5 protein-coding genes and 1 pseudogene are annotated in these 7,804 nt (G+C 58.3%); 4 read left to right on the top strand and 2 right to left on the bottom strand.

Annotated elements, in window-relative coordinates; all coding sequences use genetic code 11:
- Nucleotides 1–181: 181 nt before the first annotated feature.
- A pseudogene (locus tag FE263_RS23095) lies at nucleotides 182–622 on the top strand (transposase); the annotation flags it as partial.
- Nucleotides 623–638: 16 nt separating this feature from the next.
- Here FE263_RS23095 and FE263_RS21770 read toward each other — a convergent pair.
- Entirely contained in the window at nucleotides 639–1,721 is a 1,083-nt protein-coding gene (locus tag FE263_RS21770) for a catalase family protein (protein ID WP_138328150.1), read from the bottom strand.
- Nucleotides 1,722–2,509: 788 nt separating this feature from the next.
- Between FE263_RS21770 and FE263_RS21765 the strand changes: the two genes are divergently transcribed.
- Entirely contained in the window at nucleotides 2,510–3,394 is an 885-nt protein-coding gene (locus FE263_RS21765; protein WP_138328149.1) for an alpha/beta fold hydrolase, read from the top strand.
- 112 nt (nucleotides 3,395–3,506) lie between these two features.
- Nucleotides 3,507–3,719, top strand: coding sequence for a hypothetical protein (locus FE263_RS21760; protein WP_205880501.1), 213 nt, complete (start codon nucleotides 3,507–3,509; stop codon nucleotides 3,717–3,719).
- Nucleotides 3,720–4,559: 840 nt separating this feature from the next.
- On the opposite strand, the gene FE263_RS21755 is transcribed toward FE263_RS21760, so the two are convergent.
- Complete coding sequence (locus FE263_RS21755) at nucleotides 4,560–4,949, bottom strand: response regulator (RefSeq protein WP_138328148.1); 390 nt, start codon at nucleotides 4,947–4,949, stop codon at nucleotides 4,560–4,562.
- Nucleotides 4,950–5,564: 615 nt separating this feature from the next.
- On the opposite strand from FE263_RS21755, the gene FE263_RS21750 reads away from it, so the two are divergent.
- A complete protein-coding gene (locus tag FE263_RS21750; RefSeq protein WP_171034286.1) occupies nucleotides 5,565–6,572 on the top strand; it encodes a sensor domain-containing diguanylate cyclase in 1,008 nt (335 codons plus the stop codon).
- Nucleotides 6,573–7,804 lie beyond the last annotated feature (1,232 nt).

Here is a 7,804-nt window from a genome sequence, read left to right as displayed (position 1 = left end):
TCAGATATGGCTAGGCAGTGCAGGTTCTGATAAGTCGGGCACCTGCTGATCTTGTTTCATATAAGAGGTAAACGCCGCGTGCGCGCCGTGCTCCAATTGCAGCTCGACCGACGCGACGGATCCGATCCCGAACTAGGGTCCGGACTCATAACCAGAAGCTGATGGCCTCGGGCGCCTAGTCGCCTTTTGCCTTACCGCAGGCCAGGTCGCTGACTGCCGGGCGGCCGTGAGCCTGTTGCAAGGATTGCCGCACAACGCCCTGGTCATGGGAGACCGCGCCTACGACACCAACGCCATCCGCCAGCAGATCGAACTGCAGGGTGCCGTCCCGAACATTCTCCCCCGGGTGCACCCGGAGCTGGAAAAGCTGCTTCAGCCGCGTGCTCTATCGCCGCCGCAACGCCATCGAACGCATGTTCTGTCGGCTGAAGGACTACCGCAGCATCGCTACCCGCTACGAGAAACTCGCGACCAACTTCGCCAGCAGCGTCTATTTCGCCGCCGCTATCAGCTTCTGGTTATGGGTCCGGATCCTGGCTATCCTGCTCACCTCGTCCCAGAGGGCCTGATCCGCTGCGAACAGCTGCATCGTCATGTTGGGCAACATGTCCGGACCCGGTGATGTCACTTCGGCGAACTTAGGCAGGGATATCTTCCACCTTGCTGACGTTTTTGGATGGCGTTCCGGTCTGGCGGTGCCGGAAGTCGGAGAGTGCCTTATACACCTGCAGGCGGGCTCGCATGACCGAGCCGAGCGGACGATGCACAGCGAGGCTGTGGGCAGGTCGGAAGGTCATGACCTCGTCGAAGAAGTGCTGACGCTCGGCACTATAGGCATCTTGACGAGGCAGGCGAATGATGGCGACGGTGCGGTAGGGGCTCTCTTCAACCGACCAGTCAATCGAAGCGTCCTCAACTGGCTGCGTTTCGGCATCCGTTTGAAGTTGAGCGCGGACCTCATAGAGGACGTCTTGCTCCATGAAGTATGACATCACTGCGTGGCGGAACCCGTCTTCGTCCTGATGTGGGTCCAGCTTCCACTCCTTCAGCGCAGTCTGTCCTGGAGAGGCTGGGAAGGCGCCGAGTTTGGCTACATAGTCGCCATAGCGGACCGGGCACTGGCTGAAGTAGGCATCCGACAGCGGGTGGGAGAACGGGTGGCCGAAGAAGTCGGCCTTCGGGCTCTCGGTGCCAAAGGCGTGCAGCACCTTGTTAAAGTTGCGCATGGTGGACGACACGGCGCTCTTAACGCCTTCTGGGCCAGGGGTCGCCACGTCGATCTGCTTGGCGTCGCGAAGGAAGCCCTGTGCGGTACCCGACGGAAAGGTTGTCCCGGTCGCGAACACAAAGTCCTGGATGTCAACATCGTGGCCCGGCAGCTTCTCGCCTGCCACTCCGAAGACTTTGATGGCCATGCCCCTGTGCGTCGAGACCCTGTCACTGAGCGTCTCTCCAGGGCCCTGGGCGAAACGCACCGCCACTGGATACTTGCCAGGCTGCGCGAACAGGCCCTGCGCCAGCTCGGGGGGAAGGTCATCAGCGATTGCCATTTCACCGACTACAACGCCACTGCTTTTGGCGTGGCTGGCTCGAACCGCATGATGTTCGCGCTTTTCGACCGTCTCCGTCTGCTGCGTCATGCCCTGGATGATGCCGTCGATTGACTGCTGCTCGTTAGGCTGCGGCTGCTCAACCGTTGGGCTGTAGCGGACGTAGGGCATAGACATCTCCTGCTGGAACGGTGGCACCTAACGGGCATTACGGATCAAAATCGGTTTTGGACGACCATATGCCGAATGGATCACGACCTAGCACCTCAGCACTGCTGAGATACGGTTATCAAGCGCGTCGCCGACCGATAGAGGCGAACCATCCATACGGGAGAGAGACAATGGGTCTTGCCGTAGGTGTCCAGAGGACCAGCCTCACGGAGACCGCCGTTGCTCTAGCATCCTCCTGTTTTAAGTCAGGCACTGCTTGAGACCCATCACGCGAGACTTCGCGACGCATCGACCGACCCTCTCCTGAAATTCCGTTTTACAACTTATGGTGGCAGCGCGCCGGAGACCTTAACGCTGGAAGATTGCACTGAGAGGAGCATCCGCATTGACCTGTTCATGACGGACGTTGGGCCACCCGGTGGCATGAATAGACGTCAAGTCGCTGATGCGGCTGGGGTCAAGCGGCGGAGGTTTTAGGCACTTTTCATCACGGGATACGCGGAGAACGCGGTCCTGAGGTATGGGTACTCGGAATCAGGTATGCACGTCTTGACCACGCCGTTCGAGATGCGTCCCTTCGAGAGCCGGTTCAAAGACATCATTATTAAATAGGCAGGTCGTCTGCGAATGTGCCCAGACTGCGATTGCATAGAACGCGTCCTTCCTCAAAACGTGGGGAGACATCGATAGGGTGTCGCGACCTGCCGCCCTTTCGCCAACTTGCTTCCGGATCGGCAAACGGCGAGGGTGCAGAGCAGCCCTAATAAACCCCTACTATGGTCCGAGTGATGCAAGACCTTATCGTCGAGACGCAGCTCCTGAATGTCGCGGTGCGCGTTGGCGGCCTAGAGAGGGGACCTGTCGCACTCCTCCTGCACGGGTGGCCGGATGACGTCAGCACATGGGATGATGTGCTGCCGATGCTGCACGCCGCCGGGATTCGGACCGTCGCCCCAAGCCTGCGTGGGTTCGGGCACACCCGCTTCCGCGATGCCAGCTTCCCGCGGACCGGGAACAGCGCCGTGCTGGCGCTGGACTCCATAGCCCTTATCGACGCGCTGGATATCCAGCATTGCTCGGTCGTTGGCCATGATTGGGGTTCGAATGCAGCTGAGGCGATGGTCGTTGGTTGGCCGGACCGGGTGCAGCGGCTTGCTCTGCTCTCCACGCCGCCACGCCTTGGAGGAATGCCGACTTCACCGTTCCGGCAAGCCCAGCGCCAATGGTATCACTGGTTCATGGCCACCGCCCGCGGCGCGGAGGCCGTTCGCGCCGACCCAAAGGGTTTCGCGCGCGTCATGTGGGAGAACTGGGCGCCGGACGGGTGGTTCGATGACGCCACATTCGAGGCAGTGGCGAGGTCCTGGGAGCACCCGGACTGGGTGGACGTCACCCTGCACAGCTATCGAGCCCGGTGGAATGAGGTAGACCCGGACGAGAGCAGCATCTGGCTGGAGGAGAAGGTCAAGGCGACGAAGACCCTTCCGTTGCCCACGCTCTACTTTCAGGGCGCGTTGGATGGGGTCAATCCGCCGTCGGTCAGCGAGGGTATTTCCGACAAGTTCACCGGCCCAATTGAGCGCATCGTCTTGCGGGGCGTCGGCCACTTCCCCACGCGGGAGGCACCTAGGGAGGTCGGTACCCGCTTGGCCACCTTCTTGCGACCCGACTAGGCGACCGCACGCCGAAATTGTTGAAGGCACAGCTGTGCAACCTAAAATAGCTACTTCCTCTTCAAGATCTGCTGCGCGTTCAGGCGGCAGCAGCGCGACAGGAGAGCCGACCATGACCGCAACTGCACCGATCCGTTACTCTCATGAGGTCGAGGACGTCAGGCCCGACGAGGCGCAGACAACTGAGGGTCTTAACGAGACCTTCGACACCATCCTGCAGACGACCCCAAACGACTACGGGCACGCGGTGCGCGGTGTCCACGCCAAGGCGCATGGCATCCTTGAAGGCAGAATTGATTCGCGTGCATATGACGGAAGTACTTAGATAAATGAAGGATTAAACTATCGGTTGAAGGGTAAAATTCGAACCATACAAATGTTTACTTGTAGACCGTCACCCGGCGATGACACGCCGAATGATGATTTCCTTACTAGGGCTGGGCTACCCGCCGAGGACGCTACGTGATCGGCAGCTAGGACTACCTCTAAACGTCTAGAGGCCCGTGGTCCAAATCCTACCGACTGGGTGATGAACAAGGCGATGCGCCTCAGGTTCTGGTCGTCTTCGCCGAACCACAGAACAAGGTGATCGACACCGTGTGGAGACGAAAGTGGCGCAGCGGTCTGATGAGCAATCCCGGTAAACAACCCTGGCGTTTAGACAGCCTCTCTCCGTCGAACCCTGAGGGTCAGTGCAGAACGTAGCTGCAAGCAGGGCGTGCAGCCGAGAACTCGTAGAGCATCCGTGCCCGGTGAAAGCGGTTCAAGAGCTGCTCAGCGCTTGCTGGAACGCCTGACAATGCTGCCTGTCGCCGAGTCGCGGTAATCGCTGCATGCCAGAAGCAGATCGCACCGCTATAGTCTCCGGCGTCCTCGCAACGAAGCGCTTGACACACCCAGTAAGAGGGGTCCTCGTGCCACTCAACCATCTTATCGACTTAACCCAACAACCCGGAAATTGCAAGGTTCCGTTATTGTAACGCAATGGACTACGTCATCGAAAACATGTGCAGGCTTCTCTTGCGCTCTGCTATCAAAGGGCATTCATGGCGACCAATCATCGACTGATTGTCAACAAACGCTGATTGACTACCGCGAGAGCAAGACAGCCAGTTGGTATGTTTATCAGCGCCAAGAAGCGACCACGTCACTGGCAATGCCAACTTCATGACGGGACCGGCTCTGTATCCGTGTCGAGCATCTTGCTGACTGATTCCACCAAGTCGCTGAGGTTGAAGTGCTCGGGGAATTGCGCGAACGGCGCGAATAGCTTCCTTCCTTCAACCTGCTCCGGTTGCCCCGTCACGAAGACGACCGGAACGCCGGGGCGTAGCTCCCGCAGGTGCCTTGCAACGCTGATACCATGGCTGCCCGGCATATTTACATCGGTGACCAGAACGTCGATGCCGTCTGGATCGTCTATGAGATGACGCGCTTTGGAGCCGTCTCTCGCCGCCAGTGTGTCGTATCCTGCACCGTCAAGGAACTCTATCAGCAGCAGCCTGGTGAAGTCGTCGTCTTCCGCGACCAGAATACGGATGGTCTTACGATCCATGTTGCTTCCGCTCCGGATTGGAGGAGGAGCGTCGTTAGTCGCCGACGGCGGGTTCTAACGCCTGATGTGCAGTATCCCCTGGACCGACTGGATGAACACGGGCTCCAGCGCGCCAAACCTCCACTGCTCCGCCGATCATCTCGGTCGCCCGTGCGACACCGAGAGCGCACTGGTCTGTCTTGCTAGCGAAGACGACATGCTCCAGCACTTCACGCTGTCATCGATCCGCAATAGCTCGTATCTAGGCATCTCGCGGTCCTATGGGTCGGGCGGGAGTTGGCGGCCTCCGCCTCCGCGTACGGAAGCAGAGAACCGCCTCAAACTCACTTTTCCCTACTTTGGGACGCGTGTTTACTTGGGGTCTCCTCGGCGCGGAGGGTGACCTGCCGCTCAGCCGACCTTCCGTGGTTGACCCACTCTCACGCCGGTAGCTTGTTGATTACAAGTTAGTTTAGGGAGGGGCTTGCTCCACCAGCGAGAGGCCGCTGAGGACGAGTGCTGTGCTAGCCGGAGCGCTGACGACAAATAAAGATTGCAGATAAGGATCGGTTGAGTTCCGTCTTTTGATGTATAAGTTTCTTCAGCAGAAGCGATATGCGTCCTGTGAGGATGAGCATGACGACGGCGGCATCGCTATGGCTACGCGAGCATGCGGCGGAGGTCGCAACGCTTCTGGAAGCTGGCGGTAGAGGCACGGTAGCTTTCGAGCTAGCGGAGCGACTCGGTCATGTGGGCCATTGGCAGGTCGGTCTTGCAGACGGCTTGGTCACTTGGTCCGATAGTGTCTACCAGATCCTTGGCGTGACAAGGAGCGACTACACGCCAACTGTCGAGACTGCTATCGACTTCTACCACCCCGAGGACCGCGAGACCGTCAGAAATGCCCTGCGAATGGCAGTACAGGACCACCTTCCATTCGAATTTTCGCTTCGGCTGATCCGCGCGGATGGCAGGCATCGGTACGTCAAGAGCCGAGGGCTGGTCATCCATGGTCAGAGTGGCGAGCCGGAGGCAATCTTCGGCGTCTTCGTTGACATCACCGAGCAGCAAGAAGCGAACCTACGGCTGGAGCGGATCGCTAACGTCGATGTTCTCACTGGACTGGCAAACCGGCGTAATTTCGATGACGCCCTTGAGAAAGAGTGGCGCCGAGCAGCTCGCGAGAGGACTGCCCTCTCGCTGATCATGATCGACATTGACCGCTTTAAGAACTTCAACGACCTCTACGGACACCTATACGGCGACCAATGCCTGAAGTCCGTCGCGACCGCTTTACTAACCATCGTCCAGAGGCCTGGTGACCTTGCCGCAAGATACGGAGGGGAGGAGTTCGCGGTGATCCTGTCCGTCACCGAGCATAAGGGAGCAATGCTAGTCGCACGTGCGATACGGGATGCGGTTGCCAGCTTGAGTCTTCATCACGCTGGAAACAATAACTGCGGCGGTATCGTTACAATCAGTCTAGGAGTGGCGACGGCCTACCCGCAGGCCGATGACCTGGGCCTTGCTTGGTCAAGGCTAGTTGGAGAAGCGGACGTGCGGCTTTACGAGGCGAAGCGAACAGGTCGTAACAGGGTGGTCTCGTCACTCCGGTTTAGCAAGCACTTGGCAGTCACAGTTTGAACGGCAATCCGGTCTACTGCCTGGAGCTTCTGGAGTGAGAGCGTAGCGGCAGGGCGAGTACCACTTTGCTGAAGAGACCTTATTGTTCATGAAGATCGAAACGCTGGTCGGCTATCCCATTGTCTAGGCACACAAGATAACGACGTTTCTCCCGAGCAGCCATCGGATTGTGGCCCTTAATAACTCGACGGGTCGGTTAAGATCGAGTTGAAGAGCGGATCTCCAACATCGACGCAGATCTTGAGTAAGCGATACTCCCGTCCGGCGCGGGCATTTCCAAGATCATCTTGAGGCCCGGCAATCTGGGGCCATCATCGGGTACTGCTACTGGACTTATAATTGAAGAGGCACTGTGTTTGTTTGGATAAGAAATTCAAGTAAATCCAGATTGACCATTGCTTTTAGGATAGAAGCGGCCTACCTAACTGTATGGCCGACCGATTGGATGAAGCAAGCTATTGGCGAGAACTTGCCTTCGAGAGAGAGATTTCGGGTGATTACGTACGGGCAATTGCCCTATGGGAGGCTGCCATCATTGCGACGCAGCGATGGCGAACCATCAAGGATATCAATCCAGAGCTTGACTGGTTGAATGATCGTCTTTGCCTGGCCCGTTCATACGCTGGAAGCCTGAGCGCCAGAAGCCATCGGCAGGCCTAGCGTCGTAATCCCCCTGTGGTCGGCGACAGCGGTCGATATGGGCGGCATAGATCTGAAGGCCATGCTGTCGCGGTTCTCGTGCCCTTTCGATTAGACCCCACAGTGAGCGGCATGCCGTAGTCGATGAGCGGGTCAGACAAAATGATTTGTGGAAGCTCCAAATCTTCCCCGACAAGGGCGTCTATCGTTCTGATCATCGTGCTTGTCCGCCGCATCAAGTTGTTGGCGCTTTTGTCACATGGCGGCATGTTCAGTGGCCCGAGGGGGTCATCCAAAGCGGTATAAGGAATGGCAGACCGGTCCTAGTGATGCTGTTTATGCTGAATGGTCGCTCCGCCAACGCGAGGGACAGATTGGCTTCTTCAAGAGCCACCGCCTCCTCCGCGATGCCGAAGACTATAAGATCTTCATCAGGTTCTTCTTCCTCAGTGCCATCAGCGGTCCAGTGGAAGCTGATGCGCCAGTCAGACGTTCCGTCTCGAGTGGCATTGACCATCTAGAGCACGATCTGACCGATCCGACTCGAAAGCTCTTGCCCGACGCGGCGCGAGTTTGATTCACCATGCTGGCTG

Source organism: Lichenicoccus roseus (assembly GCF_005844085.1).
GTDB lineage: Bacteria > Pseudomonadota > Alphaproteobacteria > Acetobacterales > Acetobacteraceae > Lichenicoccus > Lichenicoccus roseus.
The sequence above is the reverse complement of the archived record's forward strand: the minus strand, read 5'-3'. Positions and strand labels throughout refer to the sequence as shown.

Excerpts from the sequence above, each read along its gene's own strand:
- FE263_RS21755 (WP_138328148.1), bottom strand. The coding sequence starts at position 4,949 with ATGGATCGTAAGACCATCCGTATTCTGGTCGCGGAAGACGACGACTTC.
- FE263_RS21770 (WP_138328150.1), bottom strand. The coding sequence starts at position 1,721 with ATGCCCTACGTCCGCTACAGCCCAACGGTTGAGCAGCCGCAGCCTAAC.
- FE263_RS21765 (WP_138328149.1), top strand. The coding sequence starts at position 2,510 with ATGCAAGACCTTATCGTCGAGACGCAGCTCCTGAATGTCGCGGTGCGC.
- FE263_RS21760 (WP_205880501.1), top strand. The coding sequence starts at position 3,507 with ATGACCGCAACTGCACCGATCCGTTACTCTCATGAGGTCGAGGACGTC.
- FE263_RS21750 (WP_171034286.1), top strand. The coding sequence starts at position 5,565 with ATGACGACGGCGGCATCGCTATGGCTACGCGAGCATGCGGCGGAGGTC.